Raw genomic sequence first — 1191 nt, 5'->3', positions numbered from 1 at the left:
GTGCCGCGTGCAGACGCTCGAACGACTCCAGGGCCGCGGCGAGCGCGTCGCGCGCGGCCCCGCGGCGGCGGGCCCGGCGCAGCCGTTCCCCGTACAGCAGCCGGGTCCGGGCCTGCTCGAACGGCCGGCCGTCTCCGGCATGGGCGGCCAGCGCACGCTCGTACAGCGGGCCCGCCTCCTCGCCGTCGGGCGCGAGCAGGGCCCGGCAGCGCAGGTCGACGGCCTGCGCCCAGGGGGTCCGGACGGCCGCCGCCCACCGGGCGAACCGGTCGGCGCAGTCCCGGGCTTCGGCCGGCCTTCCGAGGCGTACGGCGGCCTCGACCTGGTCGGGAAGGGTGTGCAGGGCGATCAGGACGTGCCGGTTCGGGCCGGAGGTGATCGCGGCGAAGCGGTGCAGGGCCGGCTCGTAGCGGCCCCGGCCCAGGTCGAGCAGGCCGCGGGCGTACGCGTGCCACAGTGGGTTCGGCGTGCTGCCGGGCGCGGGGTCCCCGGCGAGGGGGTGCAGGCAGGCGGGTTCGTCGCCGTCGAGGGCGGCGAGTACGGCCAGGACCGCGCCGAGCATGGCGACGTAGTGGCGGTGCCCGGTGTCGCGGGCGATCTCCAGCCCCTCCATGGCGGTGGCGTACGCGTCGCGGTGGCGGCCGAGGAACAGCCGGCAGCGCGCGAGCCGCAGCAGCACCCGCGGCAGTACCCCGACCGCGCCGTGCTCCCGGCACTCGCGTTCCAGGGCGGCGGCCTGGTCGTGGACGGCGGCGTAGTCGCCGAGCAGCAGGTCCCAGCCCTGGAGCACGGCCTGGTCGGGCAGTTCGCGGTCGCGGCGGGTGGCCGCGACGTGGGCGGCGAACTCGCGCAGGGCGGCGGTGCCGCCGGCCACGTCCCCGATGGCCAGTCCGTGCAGTGCGGCCGCGCCCCGGACCAGCGGGCCTTCGCCCAGCTCCAGGCCGGCGAGGCGGGCCAGGGTGTCGGCGGCGGCTGCGGCCGGGTCGGGGGCGTCCCAGGCCGCGGCCATGGCTTCGAAGGCCATCCGGGATCCCGCGGCGGGGTCCCGGCCGGCGACCTGCCGGGCGGCGTCGACCAGCACCAGGCGGGCCGCCTTCGGCGCGCCCTGGCCATGGGCGAAGATGGATCCGTGACCTCGGCTCCCCAGCGCCCGGACGGGCAAACCCCCACGCCCCGGCTCATCGCCACCGA

General features: G+C 78.6%; 1 pseudogene. It reads right to left on the bottom strand.

Annotated features, from left to right (window positions below):
- Positions 1 to 1081 (bottom strand): annotated as a pseudogene (locus tag AB0F11_RS38300) (helix-turn-helix transcriptional regulator); the annotation flags it as partial.
- Between the last annotated feature and the right edge of the window lie 110 nt (positions 1082 to 1191).

The sequence above is a fragment of the Streptomyces sp. NPDC032472 genome, from assembly GCF_040636955.1.
Lineage (GTDB): Bacteria > Actinomycetota > Actinomycetes > Streptomycetales > Streptomycetaceae > Streptomyces.
The sequence above is the reverse complement of the archived record's forward strand: the minus strand, read 5'-3'. Positions and strand labels throughout refer to the sequence as shown.